This window comes from uncultured Gimesia sp., from assembly GCF_963976445.1.
Taxonomy (GTDB): domain Bacteria; phylum Planctomycetota; class Planctomycetia; order Planctomycetales; family Planctomycetaceae; genus Gimesia.
Genome location: NZ_CAXBKP010000004.1, coordinates 213,879 through 233,307, shown reverse-complemented (window position 1 = coordinate 233,307; position 19,429 = coordinate 213,879). Strand labels below are relative to the sequence as shown.

Below are 19,429 nucleotides of genomic sequence, written 5' to 3'. Positions count from 1 at the left end.
GGACCCTTGGCAAGTTTTTTATAGTTACCGAATCGATGACAATTAAAACAATTGCACCAATCACACTCCACATGACTCCCCCAAGTACTAGCAAAATCTGAATCCAGACTTGTGACAGAATTTGTTCTTTACCGATGAGAAGAGAGTAAACTACGTTCTATTTGCGAAAACGATCAGCTTCCCACCCTTTTTGGCTGGGAACCCAAAGCGAGTTTTTCGCATCATACTTTTTTAAAAACGACAAAGATCTCGTTGAAGGATCACACAGAGCATCAATGTCTACTGGATTTGCTGGCTCGCGTTCCATGGATGAACGGCGGCGTCGAAGATTGGCATCGGAATCGTCAGAATCACTCGATGATTCGAACGAGGATTCTGCATCTCAAACAATTGCGCGGACCCATCGCTTTGCCGCAGGGCAATTTCCGCTCCGTTCCTTAATCTTCTCCAGACGCTGGAAGCTGTGCTTCTATTATCTGCCCATCTTTTTATGTTTTGCAGGATTGATTGCAGCAGACTTTTATCGGCCCGAGTTCTTAGAATCCGACTCTGCCCTGTTCCACTACTTCTCTCTGGAACAAGGTCCGTTATCTCGTTACCTGAGTGGTGGTCTCCTGTTTGTCTCAGGACAGATTGCTCTGCTGATTGCGGCTCTACGCACGCAGAGCCTGCATGATTTTTCAGGCAGGTATCGCTTGTGGAAATTGGTTGCCGGCGGCCTCTTTCTGTTTGCCTTGTGCACCACCACCCAAGTACATCAGGTATGGGCATCAACGGTGATAGAACAGAGTCTATTTGACTGGGGACCTCAAACTCAACTTCTGGCCTGGCTGGTTCCCGCATTAGTCTTTGGCTTAGGCGTCTCAATTATGACGTATATTGAAATGCGGGGAGACCGTGCGGGCTTAAACTTCACGATCATGGCAGCCGCCACGTACGTTGTCAGCCTGACGTTTATGCTGACAGGAAATCTGATTCCCTGGGAAGCATATCATCATTTAATCTCTGCAGGCATTTTATACTTCGCACATTGGTGTTTATTTACCAGTTTGCTCCTGCATGTGCATCACCTTCTCTACCAGTCCATCGATTTACCAGAGAAAGCCCCTTCCCGCCTTAAACAGGTCTGCACAACATATCTGCATCGCCGCCGTATCAAACGAAAAGCAAAACGGGTTGTGAAGGCAATCAAACAAAAAGAACAATTGGCTGAAAAAGCCAGACATCTGGAAGCACAAAAAGCTTCTGCCGAGGAAAATCTATCACATTCAAATCAAAAACCTTCTGACACTCGGACTACCACAAAAGCGGTCGCAACGCCGAAAACAACCGCTAAGGAGACCGTTGATCCCCAAACGGAGTCAACGACGGCACCTGTTTCCAAAAACAAAACTGCTAATAAGCCCCCCGAAAAACAGCAACCGAAACCTGAGAAAAAGAATATCCGGGTTGACTCTGCACATGATCCGGAACTGCTGAAAGGACTCAGTAAACGTGAAAGGCGAAAGTTGCAGAAGCAATGGAAAGAGGAAGAGCGGCTCAACGCTCTGCAGAACGAAGAAGATTTTGCATAATTCTCAGAATTTTTTGAACCGGTTTTGAATTTCGCTCGTTTCTTAAGAGATTTCGTTATAGACTTGCGCTGTTCAGAGCGAGATGCTTCTCTGAATGCAAAGTTCTTACTTACCCATACTCTGTATGCTCATTTCAATCCACACGTTTGGAAAAGGTGAATAGCACAATGTCAGATGATAACTTTTACTCTGAAGAGAATGACTCTCAGCCCGATGAGTTTTCTGCCCAACCTAAGCAGGGAATGAGTACGGGGGTAAAAGTCCTGCTGATTTTTCTCGGCGTGGGAGGGATCTGCTTACTGTTATGCTGTGGTGGTCTGTATTATGCGTTCAGAAGTACTGAATTCAAAATGACAGAAAAAAAAGAAGATATCATTGAGATTCAGAATGACATCACTGAAATTACCATCCCCGACTCATTCAAGCCTCAGGCAGGCATGTCAATGAAAATTGTCGGGATGGAAATGAGAATGGCCGTCTATGAAGAGAAAGCAAAACAGGGCGCGATCGTCTTAATGAGTATCAGTACGCCCGACGATGGCATGGTCGATCTGGAAAAAGAGTTCCAGAAAAACATGCGACAGAATAATCAGAATCAGCGGGATCTCAAGATAACAAAAGAAGAGACACGGGAATTCACCATCAAAGGGAAAAAAGTCGACTTTAACTTCTCGGAAGGAACCGACCCAAAGGGAAAGGAGTTCCACCAGATATCAGGTGTCTTCTCTGGCAAGAAAGGCCCGGCATTCCTGTTTATTCAGCTCTCATCTGAAACATATAACGAAGAAGAAATCGTGAAGATGATTGAGTCGATTAAATAATCAGCACCCCATCATTCGACAGAGACAAAAAAGCTGGCCGTGAATTCAATTCACGGCCAGCTTTTTCTCTAACGATACCGTTCCGCTTTTTGACTAGCGTTCTGGAACAATTTTGATCATCGGAGGATCTGCGTAATCTTCCCACAAACGTTGATCCACTTTGGCACTCGGTTTCCCATCATGCACATAGAAGCGATAGCGTGAGACATATGGCTTTCCGGGTTCAATCTGAAATGCATCTACGGCAGCGACTGCAAAACAGAAATAAGGCATTTTAGGATGCAGTCTGACCGGTTGGGGAAACCGATAATTCCCCGGATGACTCAAAATTGTGACGCCAGCTGTTTCACCTGCTAACGGACCATACAGTTCCACCCACTGGGGACGTGACTGGTTCCCGTTTTCTTTGTTTTTCCCTTCACTGGTGAGATAATCATAAGCATGATCGTCGTGCCAGTCGGCATGGCCACGAATGGTCATCCCGCCATAATGAATTTTATCAATTGTGACCGGCTCTTTCGTGGCGCAGTTTTGTGTCGATTTGATATCAAAAAGAAATTGATCATCCAATGCGTACACTCGTACCTGCCAGAGTTCTTTCAGCATCGTAACCGGACCGGATTTATTGGTCAGATCAACATGATCAATGGTTGTCGTAAATGAACCAAAAACAGGGCCACTGGTAAATGAATCGACCTTATTATGCGCGACCTTACCGAGTTGTGACTTCTGGTCCCAGCCATTATTCGCTCTGCCTTCGAAGATCACCTTTCGCCAGGAAAGCATGATTCCATGCTGATGTGCATGATTCGGATTGAAGTCGTCCGTAATCACCTTACCGGATGGAGTATACAACGGGTGAATGTATCCGCTTTTATCATAATACGCTTCATCTCGTCGGGGCGCTTTGACTACGGCATGATTATAAGTCAGCACTGGTTTGCCATCGACTTTGATATTCAAATGCGTTCCATCATCTGCCACAGTGACATGATCAGGTTGTTCCTCAATACTCTTCCTGGCAAAGAGACGGTATTGTCGTGTCCCACCTTCCGGTAAGGGTTTGTGAAGAATCCAGACGACCTTCTGTTGACCTTCTGATAGATCAATTTGAATCGGAATTTCGGCCCCGTCCTCAATCCGAACCAGACTTAAACCCTGCCGTTCCAGCTGTTGGGGTACAGGTAGGGAAACAACACAATTCTGCCGTGTCTGCTTCCCCGCTGAGACTTCAAGTAACACGGCGGAGCCCGCAAGTGAGACTGAGAGCATGCTTGTCAGCATCGCACTCAGAACAACACAACAGGAAATCATCCCTTGTCGGATATGCGGAAATGTTTTTTGCTTGGTTTGTCTTCTCATTTTAGAGTGTCCACCCCTTACGGTATTCGCGTTGAATGTATTGTGCTGCTGCGGTTGTGTTTGACGCTTTCATTTTTTCTGCGTTCCACTCGATCTTTTCCCCGACACGAAACGCCAGATTTCCCAATAGAATTGTTTCCGTCAAAGGAGCGGCATAATCAAAGTGGCATTGTGATTCCCCGTTCCCCTTACAGGCTTCAACCCATTCCATTCGATGGTTGCCAATCGCATCCGGGATCGTTCTCTCCGGTGGTTTGAATCCGTTGAATTTCTCTTCTGGTAACAGGACCCGTTTATTGTAATCGGCGGCCAGCATCCCCTGCTCGCCTACAAATAATATCCCGGCTGCCCACTTGGGTCCTCCCAGATCCAGCACCCGTTGCGGTGTATCCCGTCCGTGATACCAGACGACTTCTACCGGTGGTTGAGATTCCCGCGCGGGAAACTGCCAATGACAGTCGAGCCAGAACGGCGTTGAATCTGGATGCAATTCTGGCCCTTTTGTTTCTACCATCTCTGGATATTTCAATTTCAAGGACCAGAAAATCAGATCCATATAATGACAGCCCATATTTCCGAGCGTGCCATTTCCAAAATCCCACCAGTAATGCCAGTCATGTGGGTGATAGCAGGGATGAAAATTCTGCATCGGCGCGGGACCTACCCATAAATCCCAATTGAGTGTCTTCGGAATCGGCTGTGGTTGCTTCGGACGATCCACTACACGCTGAAAACGTCGCCAGCCTCCAGGACGTCCAAACCAGACGTGAACCTGCTTGACGCCACCGATGGCCCCTGATTGAATCAGTTCCACTGTCCGACGATAATTATCGCCAGCATGATTCTGGGTCCCCATTTGAGTGACCACATTTTGTTCCCGGGCAACCCGCTGCATCTCGCGGACTTCATGAATCGAATGTGCGAGCGGCTTTTCACAGTAGCAATGCTTCCCGCGTTTCATCGCATCAATGGCAATCGTCGCATGCGTATGATTGGGAGTCGTAATCACCACGGCATCGATGTCCTGATCCATCTGATCCAACATCACACGAAAATCAGCAAACGTTTTCGCTTGGGGATAAAGGGCCTGATATTTGTCAGTCCGGGCGCTGTCAACATCACACAGTGCCACGATATTCTGACTGGAAACCAATCCCAGATTCGCATTCCCCTGATTGCCCAGTCCGATACAGGCAATATTCAGTTTTTCGTTCGGCGAACGACTCTCTGCCAACGCAGAACGCCCGCCTAACCAAAGTCCTGCACCACGTAACACCGAATTTTTGAGCATGCCTCTGCGTGTCATGTTGAATGACGAACTCATCGTTTCAAATCCTCTCACTTGTTGAAACAGCTTAATATGGCAACTCTCATCTCTGGAAACCGCCTTAAATGATCTTACAATAAAACACGATCGGGTTGATCAGCCCTGTGTCAAATTTCTGATTCTAAGCCCCAGCTGTCTGCAAGTATGGTCGAACCTGACACGCTGCTCTGACTCCTCAAGTTCACCTGACCAGATTGAGTGTTAACTGAAAATAACCCCCTTGACGCCAACCCGACGTTCGCCATGATTCCCCCCGTTGTGTGTCGCGCGCGTGAGCACTACAGGTTCAGCTGAAGAACCGGAACCGCTGAAAAAACCAGCACTACAAAAACCGCTTGTTTTAGCCACATTTGACATAAACAAGCCTCGAAAAGTGATGCGGGTCGACACACACTGCCACACAACCGCCCCCCTTCCAACCAGGCCCAGCACAACACCAACACACATCTGCACTCCCTCGCCAACCAAATCGTTTTGCTTTCCCTTGACCGCCCCACGCACATCCCGAAAATAGTCCATCATTTCATACCAGAAAATAGTAGGGTGCGGACCTATGTGTCCGCCCGCCTGACGATGTCCCCTCCAAAATAAGAATCGGAAGGGAACAATATCAAACAAAACATGCACCCCAATCATGACTGGCCGAGCATAGTAAGCAGGAAGTCTCAGTGAAAACAAATAAACCAGCATCACATCATCCCTGACAAAAAATTTTGGTGTAGCACTGTTGGCTGGCCAACAGTGAGCGAGTTATCGAAAGCCCACCCACCATGAGCGGATCGGCCCTAGCCGCCGTTTTCACCCACCAGGAATAAACAGACTCCCACGCGAAAGAAATCCTACCAGATACCACCGCCCCCACGCAGATAAACATCCCGCACTGAAATCCACAATCTTAAGTGATGAAGATGGACCATTTAGAGGTTTGATTGCTTTTATGATCCAAACGCTGCCCCTGCGGGCTGACACATGGGTCAGCCCCTACCGCAACGCGCGCCCCGCGTTCATTGATCTCATACATTCACCGTTGGCCAGCCAACGGTGCCACCCGATAGTATGAAGAGTCACGTCCCGACTCGCGTTCACAGACCAGATGACAACGTCAGATTCAGTTCTTGACGCACCACGAAAAAAGGCAGACAAGAATGAACTTGTCTGCCTTTTGTTTTTCTTCAGTCTTCCTGAATCGGAATCAGGAAACTTTCATTGCTTCCGCAAGAATCTTGGAAGTACTTTCCCGCATGATACGCGGATCGACCAATTCGCCTTCCTGCAGTGTGGCGCGAACCTGTTTTCCAGAGATGAAAACTGGTTTTTCTTCTGAGTGGTTTTCCATCAGATCAACACGGCCCAGTGATTCATAATAGGCGGCGAAGCCTACATTAACCGGCTCGATCAACAGTTCGCCGGCCAGGTTATTGAAAATTTCCTGAGCATCGAAGTCACCCCAGATGGCAGTTCCATCAGCGTAAGGAGCATCAGCGTGTTTACGACCGATAACGATGTTGGTGTAACCCATATTCTGACGGTAGATCCCGTGCATGACTGCTTCTTTGGGTCCGCCGTAGAACATTTTGATATCCAGACCGAGCAATGCGACACGATCAGGAGGCGTGTCGTCCCGTGGTCCCCACAGTTCGGGATCACTGTCACCATCGCCGAGTTCGCGGTTCTCGATCAATTTTTCATATGTCTGCATTCGGATTTCCGCACTGACGTCATCGCTCTTGGTTTCGCCGATCAGCGGATTCAAGACAGCACCTGCGTTTTTGCCTGCTCGCAGTAATGTTTCGAGTCCGTAGACCAGAGCGTATTCGTGAGCACGGTGCAGCGGGTTACGAGTCTGAAATGCAACAACAGCATCCCAGCCTTTATCCGCGATCAGAGCACGTACTTCGCGCGGTGTGAGCACATACTTGCCGAACTCGCTATTTTTTGGTTGAGGTAAAACACGGATTTCTCCACCCAGCAGGTGAGAGTTGTCGGCATCACCTTCCAGAACCATCGCGGCTCCTGGATGATCAGTGCGTTCGGTCTGATAGACACTCTTGATATACTTGGGTTTATCCCATTCGAAGACATCTTTAATATCCAGAGTTGCAACGATGTCGCCAGCAGGATTGGTGAGCGCAACTTTTTGACCGCTGGACAATGTGGCTGCCAATTCTGAAGTCACAGGCAGAGACAGAGGAATGGTCCAGGCATACTGCTTGCCATCCACTTCAATGCAGGCTTCATCCAGGACACGATTGAAAACGTCTCCCGTCATTGGCCCTGTCAGTGGGCTGAGTGTGCCATCTCCCAGACGGTATACGGTTGATAAATCTGCTGCAGAAACAGGAACTTGGGGAAGTGTTGCTGCTTCGGCTTTGAAGCTTTCAATTTCCGCCGCAGGAACTGTACAACAGACAGGTTCGCTCAAACCTCCATGAGGGGCAATTAGGTCAGCCATCGTTTGAATTCTCAATATTGACAAAAGGGTGTTAGATCTAACGCCAACCTTATGGCGTCTCTATTAGCGAAATTAGGGAAACCCATGGAAAACTTCAAGCAACAGACGGGGGGATTCGCCGAATTCAAAAAACTCTCCCATTTCAGATCGATTTCAGCCGTGTCAACCTCTCAAACCCGCCTTTTGCATCAGAGAATTCGTCGATTCGTAAGCATCCCGGACCCATTCCTCTATTTTGTCTGGCTCGGGTGAATATTCCAATTCCAGGGAAATCGCTCCCGGGATGTTCAATTTTTTGATCTCGTGCAAATACGGTTCAAAATCAACGACTCCCCTGCCCGGAGGCAAATCGCCGTGCACTTTGCCATCACAGTCAGAAATGTGCACGTGAATCGCTTTGCCTGCCAATTTGCTGAGTTCTTCTGCCTTCACATCCGCTAACAGTAAATGAGACACATCGATATTCGCTTTCAAGGCAGGATGATTCACTTCATCCACAAACCGAACCATTGAATCGACACTATTTAACAACGAAAGCGGAAACGGTTCGAGCTCCAGGGCAATTTCCAGCCCCAGTGACTCTGCATAGCTGGCGAGGACCTGACATTGCTTGACTCCCAGTTCCCATTGTTCTTCCGGCGGGATCACTTCCCGGTTCCAGATATATTCGCCGAGTACCAGCAACAGATTTTGAGCCTCGTATTCATAACACAGATCCAAATATTCCTTCACCCGTTGCAGATGAAAACGTTGCACACTCGGATTGAAATCAATCAAGCCCACTGCAACACAGCAGACAGAGACAATCGGAAGATCCAGACGATCGCAGGTATCCTTCACCAGTTTTCGTTCGCGAATATCTGCATCGAGCGGATCAATAAAAATATCGACGCAATCAAAGCCGATCTCTTTTGTCTTCTCTAAACCCCAGGCAGTATCTCGGCCCGATTGCGACCAGGCTGAGTTAATCATTCCGAGTTTCATTGTATACCTCTCCCGTCTGCGACTGATCTGCTTCTTTTTCCTTTTATATAAAGATACCAACCCGCTTGCAGAGGGAAAAGCCATTGATCAGAATGAAAGCTCTCTGAATTCAAGCGATCCCATTTTAAAGCAGGATAAATCAAGTCATGGACCTCAATTTAGCAGGCGCTTCTGTTGTGATTACAGGCGGAGCGAGTGGCATTGGCCTCGTGACAGCGAGAACATTTGCAGAAGAAGGCGCCCAGCCCATCCTCTGGGACCAGACCGATCAGGTACAGCAAATTGCCGCGCAGTTGACCAAAGAAACCGGACAGACGGCCCTCGGGTTTCAGGTTGATATTACCGATTTCTCAGCGGTTCAAGAAACGACACAACAAACTCTCAATCAGGTTTCTGGTATCGATCACTTGGTCCATGCAGCTGCAATTGGTTCGGGAAAGTTTGGCTTTCCGTTTACGAACCTCACTCCTGCCGACTGGCCTCGGGTGTTTGCTGTGAACATGCAGGGCATGGTCCATGTCGCCCATGCTGTGGCACCGGTGATGCAACAGGCAGAAGCGGGCAGCATGACATTCATCAGTTCGATTGCCGGACAAATCGGCTCACAGACCGACCCGCCTTACAGTGCATCTAAAGCAGCGAACATCAACTTCGCGCAATGTATGGCGAAGGATTTAGCGGCTCAAGGAATTCGCGTCAATTCGGTCTGCCCGGGAATGGTTCAGACCCCTTTGAATCAATCGGTCTGGCAGGCGTGGAATGAGCGCCAGCCAAAAGAAAACCAGAAAACCTATGAGCAATGGGCGGGAGAAAAGATCAAACAACTGGTCCCGCTACAACGCTGGCAGACTCCCGAAGACATCGCCAATATGATTGTATTTCTCAGCTCAGACCGCGCTGCGCAAGTGACGGGACAAACCATCAATGTGGATGGCGGGTTCGTGATGCATTGGTAAAAGCTGGCTGCTATAAAAAAATCAAGCCCCGTGTAAATCACTCTGTGAAAACAGAATCCATTACGAGGGGCTGTTATTTTTGCCTGAGAGTTATCGACTACTCAGCAGTTGCTTTATTCGCAGATTTTGCCAGTCGAGACTTGGTCCGAGCGGCGGCTTTCTTATGAATGATGCCTTTCGAAGCGGCCTGATCGATTTTCTTCGCAGCGGCCTGCAGTGCTTTGGCAGCAGCCTGAGCATCCTCGCCGGTGATGGCAACACGCGCAGTTTTAATGGTATTTCTTAATTCCGAACGGGTGGAACGATTACGAAGACGGCGAACCTCACTTTTTCGTAACGCTGTTTTGGCACTTTTTGAATTTGGCATTTTTCGACTTAAGTATTTTCTGAGTAACTGTTTACAATATAACACGACATCTGCCTACTAAGACAGTCGCCACTATAAAATCTCAGGCAGAAAGGAAGCTTAACAACCTCGAACCCGTTATTCCAGCCATTCTGAGTTGCTAAAAGCAGCTTTTTTCCGGAATTATTGGAAACTGCCGCATAATTAGCTATTGTCTGATTTAAAGTGCTTCTAAGCGTTCACGCGCATCCCGATAATCATAATCGACCGCTAGAATTTCGCTGTAATGATCTTCAGCTTTCTCCTTCTCCTTCGATTCCTCATATAATCGGGCAAGCAGATAGTGGGCTTCTTTATAAATTTCCGGTTTGTCATCGGGCGAAAGACTCGGAAGCGCTTTCTCAAATTGCCGTTTCGCGAGCTCTTTCTTGCTTTCGGCATAGAAGCACTTGCCTAAAGCGACTAACGCATCCGAACTGATACGCGTATCTTTCACTGATTGCTGCAATAATGAGATCGCTGATCCCCATTTTTTCAATCGAATAAATCGTTGTGCCAACTCATACTTGATCCGCATGTCAGCGGGATAGCGTTCCACTCGCCTGGTGAAAATATCAATTTCACGTTTAATCAAAGCTTTGCTGATTAAGGTAACCCGCTTCTTTGCTTCTTCGTTTTGGCGATCACGGTTAAACTCCTCTTTGGCGACGGTCAGTTTTTCTTTTAACTGTTCCAGCTCGATATCTTCAACCTGCTCTCCGATGTTGAAATCTTTCCCGGAGAGTTCGTAGGCTTTCTCGTAGTGTTCCCTGGCTTCAACCAGCTTCCCTTCGCGACGATAAAAGTCACCCAGTTTCAGATAATGATCCTTATTTTCAGGTTCTTTTCGAATAGAACGCTGGAGGTCGGCTTCCACCGATTGTCCGGGACCATCGGGGGCATTTCCCTTTTGAGCTTGGTGCCGTTGTTCGCGTGTCGCGCGACCTTCATCATAGGCAGATTGCTTCTTGACGCCACTCGAGTTCTCGGCTCCTTCATAGCCACCTCGAACACGGGTCTCAGTTGCCATCAATGCGGTTACTTTGGAACGCGCTTCGCCATCCATGGAATCGAGTTTGAATACCATCTCCCAGCATTCTCTCGCATGTTTGAACTCCCCTTTTTCTTCCAGTAACAGCCCCAAATTCCTGTAATAGCCTTTATTGACCTTGTCATTTTCAATGGCCATTTTGAAACCAAAAATAGCCGGATCATCATAACCCAGATTTTGACAGGCTTCCGCCATATCTGCATTCAAACCGGAGTCCCAGGGATTGATCGTTAACCCCTCTTCAGCATACTGATCCACGGAGGCCCAATCCTTTTTGCGGCGGGAATTTTTGATTTTCGTTTTCACCCCCGCTAATTTGAGTACTCCCATTTTCGAGCCGGAATTGTTATCGCCATATTTTTTTCGCTCAGCCCCCCGTTTTGTCTGGCGGTAGAGCAGCGCTTCAGGATCTAGCTTGACAGCAGTGGTAAACATCTCAATGGAATAATCCCAGTTCTCTTTGGACAAGGCTTCGTTTCCTCGTCGCCAGCAATCTGCCGCAATCTTTTTGTTTCTGTCAGATGTCATAAAGCTCTTCCGATGTTATCCAATGCTCAAAATCAATTGTTGAATGGGCCTACTACTTGAGAGTCCGCCAATAGAGCAGGCTCATATCCCTTGCCTGCACCTGCGATCTTCATTCTTTCATACGCTCCAGTTTTATATCTTACAAAATTTATTAACACCCTACCATCACAAGTTTTAGTTAATTCCAATATACACAAGTACCGCAACATTCAGAAACCTTTGCTGCTGTGCTTGCATCTCTGATCGACGATTCCCACAATGAGAATAAAGTTCGGACGTCCTATGAGCTTCGAACAACGTCAATTACTGATCTACAATTTTACACTCAAACATCTCTTGGGAGAACCAAAATGAAGCAGTTCCTGATGTGCGCTCTGTTAAGCTGCTATGCACTTTTCGCTCTTACCCCATGCAGTTATGCAGACTCGAAATCACCCAAATGGGCTGCAACAAGTGTCGAGGAAGCGGGCCCCGATTTCCAGATCCAGGGAGAATATTCCGGAATTTTAGGTGAGGGTAGTAACGATCCGCTTAAGTACGGAGCGCAAGTCATCGCATTAGGAGACGAGACGTTTCGAGCGGTCGGTTACCCCGGAGGTTTGCCCGGCGATGGTTGGAATCAGGAAAAGAAAACCACAACGGAAGGAAAAAAATCTGGAAATGTCATCAGCTTTGAATCTGAAGACGGCCGTGGTGATCTCGAAGACGGAAAAATCACAATCTTTGATGCTGAAGGCAACAAAGTCGGCGTCCTCAAAAAAGTGACACGAAAAAGCCCGACGCTCGGCAAAAAAGCCCCCAAAGGTGCCACCGTCCTGTTCGACTCAAATCAGGCCAAGCAGACCGTCAAGAACTTCAAAAACGGTCGCATCACCGAAGACGGACTCTTAAAAGAAGGAGTCACCAGCAATAAAACATTCAAAGACGGACACTTACACCTGGAATTCCAACTCCCCTTCATGCCACAGGCACGCGGACAGGGAAGAAGCAATAGTGGCTGCTATGTACTGGGACGCTATGAAGTACAGATCCTGGACTCCTTCGGACTGGAAGGCAAAGACAACGAATGCGGCGGCATCTACAAACTAGGCGCCCCTGACGTGAATATGTGCTTGCCCCCCCTGGCATGGCAGACCTACGACATCGACTTCCAATCTGCCAAGTACGACAAATCCGGAAACAAAACCGCCAAGGCGCGAATCACTGTCAAACATAACGGTGTCACCGTTCATAATAATCGTGAAATTAACGAGCCAACTCCGGGCGGAACAAATAAAGACGAAGCGATCGCAGGTCCTCTGTTCCTGCAGGACCACTCAAATCCTGTTCGCTTTAGAAATATCTGGGTACTTGAAAAATAATCAACCAGTGAAACTCTAATCAGTCCCGATATTCCATGCTGAAGGCCCGACTCTGATGACGGATGCAGACAGTCTGAGTGCAGACAGTACAGAGAAGTCTCTCAAATTGAGACTCTACCTGATGATGTTTCTCCAGTACTTTGTGCAGGGGTGTTATTTACCCATCATCACTCTGTATCTATTTGATGCACTCGGCTTCTCTGCGTTGCAGGTCGGCGTGTTTGGTGCGGCACTGGCCGTAGGACCTTTACTGGCCCCTTTTGTATTTGGACAGATTGTCGACCGTCACTATGCGACAGAACGCGTACTCTCGTTCTGTCATTTTTCAGGCGGCGTGATCATGCTGGCCCTCTTTTTTCAAAACAGTTTCTGGCCAGTGGTCATCCTGGGCGTGCTCTATTCCGTTCTGTATGTCCCCACCATGATGCTCACCAACTCCTTAACCTTTCAACATTTGAAAGACAGTGACAAAGAGTTTCCCTTGATTCGTTTATGGGGAACGATTGGCTTTGTGGTTCCCGCCTGGGTGGCAGAAGGCCTGTTTCTCGCGCATCTGAAAGGGGATGAGTTAAATACCGGACGTGGTATTGTCCTGGCAATGGCAGGCGTCGCAGGATTACTCATGGCCGCCTATTGTTTAACACTACCCCACACCCCTCCGGTGAAGAGTGACAAAAAAGACCTGGCTCCCGGCAAAGTATTGAAGATGCTCAAATACCGGCACTTTTTGATTCTGGTTTTGGTCGCCTTTATCATCTCGATTGTCCACAAATTTTACTTTCAGTGGAACAGTCCTTTTATCAGTGCGATTCTCAAACAGGGAAATGTGACCGGCGCCTGGGAACAGCGTATCAGTTCGATCGGACAGGTTTTCGAAGTCATCGTAATGGCGGTCCTCGGATTCGGCATCAAAAAATACGGTTTTAAAACAGTCATGCTGGTCGGCTTATTATCATATTTCGTCCGCAGCCTGGTCTTTGCCTACGCATCGACCATTGGTGACGTATTCTCCGTGTCTTTGCTGCTGACCTGTTTCGGGCAGGCGATGCATGGGCTCTGCTTTGGTTGCTTTCTGGCGGCCGCTTATATCTATGTCGATAAGGTCGCGCCCCTTGATGTGCGTGGGACAATGCAAACATTTTTCGGGACCTTCGTATTCGGCCTGGGAATGTTTGCCGGAGGATTCATTAGTGGCAGTATCGGCGACTTTTTCACCTCGAAAGGAACAGACGCCTTGCAGCGTGCGCAATGGAACGTTCAATCACAGATAGGCGTTCTGGAATTCACCCAGAAAAACCTTGATGGGGAAACGCTGACTTTATTGCGCGACTGGCCTGGTATCTGGTTAAGCAGCGCCGCGATTGCGCTGTTTGCGACGTTTTTATTCTGGTCACTATTCCCAAAATTCGATACCTCACAGCGTCTCCCTCACTCTGAAGAAACAACATAAATGCCCTTTCATCTCTCAGAAAATGAACTCATCGGCGGTTCCGTTCTGATCCTCTCTCTTTTGGGATTGTGGAAAGATCAATGGTTTCTGGCGAATACGAAAAAAGGACAACGCCTGACGAAGTGGTTCGGGCCCGTCCGCGCAATCTGGGTTCTCCGCATCATTTTTCTCGTTGGTATGATTTTTGGTGCACTCCTGGCATCCGACATCATTCAGCCAATCCAATGGGAATAAACGTTCTTGCCTCAGTGTTGTCCCAACATTCAGGCTGCCAGAATGGCACGATCACCCCCTCATATTTAGGCCCGATTCTCATGCCAGATTGACATCCCCATCGATCTCCTTACTGACTCTACCTCAGCCAAGCCAATATAAGGTCTATAATCTCAGACACTTACAGCACACTTCATTGATTTTATCGAAGTCACTCTCAATGGTATGGCCTTTGCATATTCAATCATTCACAATCTTTGGTTTTAAAGTGTGAGGTAAATGGAAAATGCCGATTTTTCGCTGGGAACAATCATGGAATCCGCTCAGGGATTTGGAACGTGAAGTCGACCGTCTAATTCAAGGCGTCGAATTCTCGGTACAGGGCATTCGTATGCCCCGCCAGTACCCAGCCGTCAATATCTTTGAACTGGAGCATGAGTTTCTGATTACGGCAGAACTTCCAGGGATGCAGGTTCAGGATCTGGAATTGACCATCGCCAATAGTGTGCTCACCCTGAAAGGCCACCGAAATCCTCCCGTGATTGAGGATGGCGAAATCCCCGAAGAACGCTTCCGCCGCCAGGAAAGGCCGTTCGGAGAATGGCAGCGATCGATTAGTATTCCAGATCGTATTTCTGAAGAATATCTTTCAGCGGAGTTCAACGAAGGTGTGTTAAAGATACACCTTCCCAAGTTGGAAGAAGAACTTCCCCGTCAGATCCCAGTCAGTTCGGGGGAATAGGATACCAGATATGAATAGACCGCATAATGACGAAGAACCGCGTGAAATTGCTCATCCCGAGCAATATGTGTTTACGCCACCAATTGATATCTACGAGACCGAGCAGGGTCTGGTACTCTATGCAGATCTTCCAGGTGTTTCCGTCAATTTACTTGAATTGCAGGTACAGGATAACAAACTGACGTTGCTAGGCCGGGTCGAACCCCAAATTCCCGAAGGAGCTAGTCCGCTGCACAAAGAATATGAAGTGGGCAATTTTCTGCGTTCCTTCATCTTAAGCGGTGAGATCATACATAGCGAAATTGAAGCCAAGTTGGCCAACGGCGTGCTGCGAATCTTTCTTCCCAAAGCCCCCAAAGCGGAACCTCGCAGAATCCAGGTCAACACTGGCTGAGCCCGGCCTGTCTCGATTCGGTTAACGTTCCAGTTTGGATTGCGTTTTTTCAACAGACTCGCTCTGTAATGAGGATGGCTTTAAGTCTTCTTCTTTGATCAGCGACTGATTTTCTCTTTGTAACTGTAGTGCTTCCTCTCGCTTCCCGATCAAACCGGCGGCACGCGCTAATGCGGAAATGTAGCGGCGGTCAGTTTGATGTTCTGCATAAAGTGGTTTCAGCAAATCATACGCCTGTTGACCTGCGCGCTGATAGATGAGCAGGTCTGACTTTAGCAGCAGGCTTTCGAAATCCTGTGGATCAACCTGCAATGCATGTTCGACATGCGAACCTGCTTCTTCTATATTCCCTTGATTGCGATCGATTAATGCCAAATAACGCAACGCAATACTTGAAACCGGCCGCTGTTCCAGACACCAGTTCGCTTCCCGTTCCGCAGTTTTCAAATCCCCCGAATAAAGCGCAGCAAATGCCAGGTTCAAATGTGCCTCATACAATCCTGGCTCTAAATAGAGTGTCTGCTTGAGCGGCCCCACCATTTCACTCGTTCTTCCTGCTTGCCGCAGAATGTCAGCAACCAACAGATAATCCGCAGCCTGATTCGCTCCCAGCTCAATGCTGCGTTTGGCATATTTGAGTGCACGGTCATATTTACCAGCACTGAAAAACAGTCGCGCTAACTGCTTTTGAAAGCGACTCTCTTCAGGATACTCCCGAATCAGAAGCATTAATGCCGGCTTTGCTTTGTCAGGCAAGTCTTGCTCTAGCGCAATATCGGCGACGGCTTCAATCGCTTCATAATATCTCGGGTGGCGGTCGGTCACATGCGAATAATTTTCCAGCGCCTGAAACGGAGCACGATTCCGGATCAGTTGCCCCAATTGAAAATGCGCAAATTCATCGTCCGGATGCTGCTGCAGATAGGCAATTAACTCTTTCCGTCTCGCTTTCTCCGCCTGCTCTTCCGATCTTTGATTCTCCTTCGCCTGTTCCGATATCTTCTCTGTCGATTCGTCACGACCACTCGAGAAATAATAGAGCAGCAATGCCAGCAGCCCCACTCCTGCCACGATCAGACTGCTCGAAAATGAAATGCCGTTTTCCGGTTTGGGAAACGGCTTGGTCAGATTGTCAGGTTCCGGCTGGCTATTCATATTCATCGCTTGTTGGGAAACAGTTTTTGGGAAGCACTTGTTCCTTCTATCAATGTATAATGACTCCCCGGTCGTAATCCAGACCAGATTTCGGTTTTCCCTGCTGGCCATCTGACTTTGACTGCTACCGGTGTCGACATGTTTCCTAAACCTACTAAAACCTGACCTTCGTCCGTCGAAAGATAGCTGCTGCTTCCCCGTCGATATCGTGTCAACTTTTGGGAATCGGTAATAATCTCAACCAAGGCACCGATGGCACTGCGATTGGAACTCGTGCCAATTAACTCCAGAGAAAGACTCTGGTTAGGCGTCACGCTCCGATTCTCCAACAGCACCAGTTTCGCATTCAGATGGGAAACGGCGAGATCAGCCAATCCATCCCGATTAAAATCGGCAACAGCAGAACCTCGTCCTACTTTTTTCGTCTGAAAGAATGAGCCAGCCCGCGCTGAAATATCGCGAAACCGAGTACCATCCTGATTTAAGAACACCTGCGGTTCCTGCTCGTAAGGCTCATTTTTCCCCAACTGTGACAACCGATCATGCACATGACCATTGGTCACAAACAGGTCTTCCCAGCCATCATTGTCACCATCCAGAAAAGAAGCTCCAAAACCGAGTCGCACCCGACTGGCTGTCGCGAGACCTGTCTCATCTGTGACATCCAGAAAAAAAAGAGAACCCTCATTGCGATATAACGTATTTGTTTCACCAAAGTAGTTCGTCACAAACAAATCCAGCAGGCCATCGCCGTTATAGTCTGCTCCCGCCAGCCCCATCCCTGCCTCGCGGTCTCCGGAACGATTGAAAGCGACACCAGCAATCAATGCTTGATCTGTGAAAACACCCTGACCATTATTCACCCATAACTGGTTGGCCACAGAATCGTTGGCGACATAAATATCCATGTCCCCGTCATGGTCATAATCAGCAGCAAATACGCCTAACCCCTGCCTGGCGGGCTCGCTGTGAAGCCCCGCTTTTTGTGACATATTCAGAAAGTTACCATTTCCCAAATTCCGATACACCACGTCATATCCCCCGTTCACATAGCGGGGATGACAGATAAAATAAACGCGCGCCCCATCGACCTTGCGGCTGCAAATCGGATAGTCTTTCCGGTCAATTGCCAGATAGTTCACCACATACAGATCAAGCAATCCATCACCATTCAGGTCAGCCCAGGTACAACTGGCCCCATAGCCCGGATCATCCACGTGTGCTGATTGTGACTTATTTGAAAACGTGCCATCTCCATTATTACAGTACAACTGATTCCGGCCGAATTCGCTGACATACAGGTCATCAAATCCATCGTGATTATAATCTCCGACGGCAATTCCCATCGAGTAACCAAAGTCAACTAATCCCGCCTGCCTTGTCACATCCTCAAATTGACTGCGCCCCCGGTTCTGAAACAAACGGTTCGATAATGCCACATCGGTAACGTCCGCTTGCTTTCTCTTTGCGCTGCGCCACTCTTCCCCCTGTGCACAATACAAATCGGGAAAGCCGTCGTGGTCATAATCAATCCAGCCGACCCCCGATCCCATCATCAAATGCAAGTGATGCTTGACCGTCAAAGGAGACCGATGCTCAAACTGAAGTTGTGAGGCGGTCGTGATATCCTGAAACAATATCGCAGGCTGCTGTGCCTCGGCATCATAGACGGAGTCACAAAAGCATATTGCCAGTATGGTGATGCAGAATCTGTACTTCATGATTCTATTAGAAAGGAAATTGATCATCCAATTTCGCCTCAGAGAGTTCAACCAGAAATTGTGACAACCGCTCGACGAGAATCTGCATCAGCTTCTCCCCCTTCTCGGCAGTTGCCTGATGCGGATTTCCCGATCCCGAATTGGTCGTCAACAAATGCCATGGACGAGTAATACTGACCCAACCTTCATTTACCCCGGAGAACCGCGTTGAGTTCGTCGCGCCCTCGTCGGCGTTCAAGGCGCCTGTTTCTGGATTTCGGTTCACCAGATGGGGAAAATATGCCAGTGCGAGTGATGTTTCCATCTCGCCTGCATGGTCATCCGGGTTTTCAAAGATCTCTGCTTTGACATCAGCCGAGGTACCTCGAAACCAGTCCGCTAGAAAGATTTGCACCGGTGTCGAGCCATGCAATTCCCGCAACAACGGTTTAAAATCGTTGCCGCCATGGCTGTTCAGAATCAGCAGTTTATGCACCCCATGATTGGCCAGAGAATCAACAAGGTCCGCGATAATCTGGCCCAGTGTGGAAGGATTCACATTCATGGACAGGGGAAAGGCACTCTGGTTGGTTTCCGTCCCATACGGAATCGGCGGGAGCATGACCACTTTCGCCCCCCGCTGATGAGCGGCTTCACAAACGCGTGAACTGATCGCGTCTGCCTCATAGGTGTCTGTTCCGTAAGGCAGATGTAAATTATGTGGCTCCGTGGCCCCCATCGGCAACACGGCCACTTGATACGGATTCTCTTTCACATAGGCATAATTCGTTTCGGATAAAATCCAGGGACGCATCGCAGGTTCAGACGTCACTCACTCATCTCCTTACCCAGTAGATTGTATTAAACAAATTTGCAGAACTCGGCTTTCATTCTAACAGGTTCGTGTCCATAGCTCATTCGATGATTAACGGATATTTAAATTATATACATTCTTATCCTGTGTTACTCTGTAT

At 48.3% G+C, this 19,429-nt stretch carries 18 protein-coding genes; 8 read left to right on the top strand and 10 right to left on the bottom strand.

The genetic code is table 11. From position 1 onward, the window contains the following. Positions 1-275 precede the first annotated feature (275 nt). Positions 276-1,574, top strand: a complete 1,299-nt coding sequence (locus AAC022_RS06835; protein WP_339729359.1) for a hypothetical protein — start codon at positions 276-278, stop codon at positions 1,572-1,574. A gap of 167 nt (positions 1,575-1,741) precedes the next feature. Continuing rightward, on the top strand, positions 1,742-2,395 hold the full coding sequence (locus AAC022_RS06830; protein WP_339729357.1) for a hypothetical protein: 654 nt from the start codon (positions 1,742-1,744) through the stop codon (positions 2,393-2,395). 93 nt (positions 2,396-2,488) lie between these two features. On the opposite strand, the gene AAC022_RS06825 is transcribed toward AAC022_RS06830, so the two are convergent. The 5 genes from AAC022_RS06825 to AAC022_RS06805 form a co-directional block, all read right to left on the bottom strand. After that, complete coding sequence (locus AAC022_RS06825; protein ID WP_339729356.1) at positions 2,489-3,757, bottom strand: PmoA family protein; 1,269 nt, start codon at positions 3,755-3,757, stop codon at positions 2,489-2,491. Position 3,758: 1 nt separating this feature from the next. Then, the gene (locus AAC022_RS06820) at positions 3,759-5,081 is read right to left on the bottom strand and encodes a Gfo/Idh/MocA family oxidoreductase (protein ID WP_339729354.1); all 1,323 of its coding nucleotides are present in this window, start codon (positions 5,079-5,081) and stop codon (positions 3,759-3,761) included. Between the two features lie 204 nt (positions 5,082-5,285). Next, positions 5,286-5,774, bottom strand: a complete 489-nt coding sequence (locus tag AAC022_RS06815) for a hypothetical protein (protein ID WP_339729352.1) — start codon at positions 5,772-5,774, stop codon at positions 5,286-5,288. A gap of 502 nt (positions 5,775-6,276) precedes the next feature. After that, entirely contained in the window at positions 6,277-7,536 is a 1,260-nt protein-coding gene (locus AAC022_RS06810; RefSeq protein WP_339729350.1) for a sulfate adenylyltransferase, read from the bottom strand. A 162-nt stretch (positions 7,537-7,698) separates the two neighbouring features. Then, a complete protein-coding gene (locus tag AAC022_RS06805) occupies positions 7,699-8,520 on the bottom strand; it encodes a sugar phosphate isomerase/epimerase (protein ID WP_339729349.1) in 822 nt (273 codons plus the stop codon). A 146-nt stretch (positions 8,521-8,666) separates the two neighbouring features. Here AAC022_RS06805 and AAC022_RS06800 point away from each other — a divergent pair, with 146 nt between their 5' ends. Continuing rightward, a complete protein-coding gene (locus tag AAC022_RS06800) occupies positions 8,667-9,476 on the top strand; it encodes an SDR family oxidoreductase (protein ID WP_339729346.1) in 810 nt (269 codons plus the stop codon). Positions 9,477-9,573: 97 nt separating this feature from the next. Here the strand turns inward: AAC022_RS06800 and rpsT are convergent, their stop codons facing one another. Both rpsT and AAC022_RS06790 read right to left on the bottom strand, forming a co-directional pair. Then, positions 9,574-9,843, bottom strand: coding sequence for a 30S ribosomal protein S20 (gene rpsT, locus AAC022_RS06795; protein ID WP_339729344.1), 270 nt, complete (start codon positions 9,841-9,843; stop codon positions 9,574-9,576). 199 nt (positions 9,844-10,042) lie between these two features. Next, entirely contained in the window at positions 10,043-11,440 is a 1,398-nt protein-coding gene (locus AAC022_RS06790) for a tetratricopeptide repeat protein (RefSeq protein ID WP_339729342.1), read from the bottom strand. 350 nt (positions 11,441-11,790) lie between these two features. Here AAC022_RS06790 and AAC022_RS06785 point away from each other — a divergent pair, with 350 nt between their 5' ends. The 5 genes from AAC022_RS06785 (at position 11,791) to AAC022_RS06765 (ending at position 15,600) form a co-directional block, all read left to right on the top strand. Continuing rightward, positions 11,791-12,801 carry a DUF1080 domain-containing protein gene (locus AAC022_RS06785; protein WP_339729338.1) on the top strand — a complete coding sequence of 337 codons (1,011 nt, stop codon included), beginning with the start codon at positions 11,791-11,793 and terminating at the stop codon, positions 12,799-12,801. Between the two features lie 55 nt (positions 12,802-12,856). Then, a complete protein-coding gene (locus tag AAC022_RS06780) occupies positions 12,857-14,251 on the top strand; it encodes an MFS transporter (RefSeq protein ID WP_339729335.1) in 1,395 nt (464 codons plus the stop codon). Beyond that, positions 14,252-14,485, top strand: a complete 234-nt coding sequence (locus AAC022_RS06775) for a hypothetical protein (protein ID WP_339729332.1) — start codon at positions 14,252-14,254, stop codon at positions 14,483-14,485. A gap of 265 nt (positions 14,486-14,750) precedes the next feature. Further along, positions 14,751-15,206, top strand: coding sequence for an Hsp20/alpha crystallin family protein (locus AAC022_RS06770; protein WP_339729329.1), 456 nt, complete (start codon positions 14,751-14,753; stop codon positions 15,204-15,206). A 10-nt stretch (positions 15,207-15,216) separates the two neighbouring features. Continuing rightward, on the top strand, positions 15,217-15,600 hold the full coding sequence (locus AAC022_RS06765; protein WP_339729328.1) for an Hsp20/alpha crystallin family protein: 384 nt from the start codon (positions 15,217-15,219) through the stop codon (positions 15,598-15,600). Between the two features lie 21 nt (positions 15,601-15,621). Here the strand turns inward: AAC022_RS06765 and AAC022_RS06760 are convergent, their stop codons facing one another. The 3 genes from AAC022_RS06760 to AAC022_RS06750 are packed head-to-tail and all read right to left on the bottom strand — an operon-like array spanning position 15,622 to position 19,287. Further along, a complete protein-coding gene (locus tag AAC022_RS06760; protein ID WP_339729325.1) occupies positions 15,622-16,755 on the bottom strand; it encodes a tetratricopeptide repeat protein in 1,134 nt (377 codons plus the stop codon). A gap of 2 nt (positions 16,756-16,757) precedes the next feature. Beyond that, positions 16,758-18,476, bottom strand: a complete 1,719-nt coding sequence (locus AAC022_RS06755; protein WP_339729323.1) for a CRTAC1 family protein — start codon at positions 18,474-18,476, stop codon at positions 16,758-16,760. A 7-nt stretch (positions 18,477-18,483) separates the two neighbouring features. Further along, positions 18,484-19,287 carry a creatininase family protein gene (locus AAC022_RS06750; RefSeq protein WP_339729320.1) on the bottom strand — a complete coding sequence of 268 codons (804 nt, stop codon included), beginning with the start codon at positions 19,285-19,287 and terminating at the stop codon, positions 18,484-18,486. Between the last annotated feature and the right edge of the window lie 142 nt (positions 19,288-19,429).

Bases quoted from the DNA above. Each gene is read 5' to 3' on its own strand.
- AAC022_RS06775 (WP_339729332.1), top strand. From the start codon at position 14,252: ATGCCCTTTCATCTCTCAGAAAATGAACTCATCGGCGGTTCCGTTCTG.
- AAC022_RS06820 (WP_339729354.1), bottom strand. From the start codon at position 5,081: ATGAGTTCGTCATTCAACATGACACGCAGAGGCATGCTCAAAAATTCG.
- AAC022_RS06800 (WP_339729346.1), top strand. From the start codon at position 8,667: ATGGACCTCAATTTAGCAGGCGCTTCTGTTGTGATTACAGGCGGAGCG.
- AAC022_RS06825 (WP_339729356.1), bottom strand. From the start codon at position 3,757: ATGAGAAGACAAACCAAGCAAAAAACATTTCCGCATATCCGACAAGGG.
- AAC022_RS06815 (WP_339729352.1), bottom strand. From the start codon at position 5,774: ATGCTGGTTTATTTGTTTTCACTGAGACTTCCTGCTTACTATGCTCGG.
- AAC022_RS06830 (WP_339729357.1), top strand. From the start codon at position 1,742: ATGTCAGATGATAACTTTTACTCTGAAGAGAATGACTCTCAGCCCGAT.
- AAC022_RS06810 (WP_339729350.1), bottom strand. From the start codon at position 7,536: ATGGCTGACCTAATTGCCCCTCATGGAGGTTTGAGCGAACCTGTCTGT.
- AAC022_RS06755 (WP_339729323.1), bottom strand. From the start codon at position 18,476: ATGAAGTACAGATTCTGCATCACCATACTGGCAATATGCTTTTGTGAC.
- AAC022_RS06760 (WP_339729325.1), bottom strand. From the start codon at position 16,755: ATGAATAGCCAGCCGGAACCTGACAATCTGACCAAGCCGTTTCCCAAA.
- rpsT (WP_339729344.1), bottom strand. From the start codon at position 9,843: ATGCCAAATTCAAAAAGTGCCAAAACAGCGTTACGAAAAAGTGAGGTT.
- AAC022_RS06780 (WP_339729335.1), top strand. From the start codon at position 12,857: ATGACGGATGCAGACAGTCTGAGTGCAGACAGTACAGAGAAGTCTCTC.
- AAC022_RS06785 (WP_339729338.1), top strand. From the start codon at position 11,791: ATGAAGCAGTTCCTGATGTGCGCTCTGTTAAGCTGCTATGCACTTTTC.
- AAC022_RS06790 (WP_339729342.1), bottom strand. From the start codon at position 11,440: ATGACATCTGACAGAAACAAAAAGATTGCGGCAGATTGCTGGCGACGA.
- AAC022_RS06770 (WP_339729329.1), top strand. From the start codon at position 14,751: ATGCCGATTTTTCGCTGGGAACAATCATGGAATCCGCTCAGGGATTTG.
- AAC022_RS06765 (WP_339729328.1), top strand. From the start codon at position 15,217: ATGAATAGACCGCATAATGACGAAGAACCGCGTGAAATTGCTCATCCC.
- AAC022_RS06835 (WP_339729359.1), top strand. From the start codon at position 276: ATGTCTACTGGATTTGCTGGCTCGCGTTCCATGGATGAACGGCGGCGT.
- AAC022_RS06805 (WP_339729349.1), bottom strand. From the start codon at position 8,520: ATGAAACTCGGAATGATTAACTCAGCCTGGTCGCAATCGGGCCGAGAT.